This window comes from Brevibacterium sp. ZH18 (genome assembly GCF_022748595.1).
Lineage (GTDB): Bacteria > Actinomycetota > Actinomycetes > Actinomycetales > Brevibacteriaceae > Brevibacterium.
On the sequence record NZ_JALDSX010000123.1, the window covers coordinates 1 to 368 of the forward strand.

At 53.5% G+C, this 368-nt stretch carries 1 rRNA gene; it reads right to left on the minus strand.

Annotated elements, in window-relative coordinates:
• Positions 1-297: 297 nt before the first annotated feature.
• Positions 298-368 (minus strand): 16S ribosomal RNA (locus tag MPN20_RS17215); the annotation flags it as partial.

Below are 368 nucleotides of genomic sequence, written 5' to 3' on the forward strand. Positions count from 1 at the left end.
CACTATACGATTCTCAAACCACTACCAAACACCACCCCAACACACACACCAAACAGTGCAGCATCAGACCTGGGTCGGTCCATTGGCGAAACCACAACCCACACACAACCGTGCGTGGGGTTTGTGATTCCAGGACCCAATAACGTATTCGCTCTAGCCCACCGATCCCAACCAGACACACAGCAGATACCGTGGCCAAGCCAGAAGGATGAGCGAAGATAATGATGTTCCACCCTTGAGCACCCAACCAGCCACACGAGAGGTGACCACGAAGGGGTTCTTATGTGTGCTCCTTAGAAAGGAGGTGATCCAGCCGCACCTTCCGGTACGGCTACCTTGTTACGACTTAGTCCCAATCACCAGTCCCA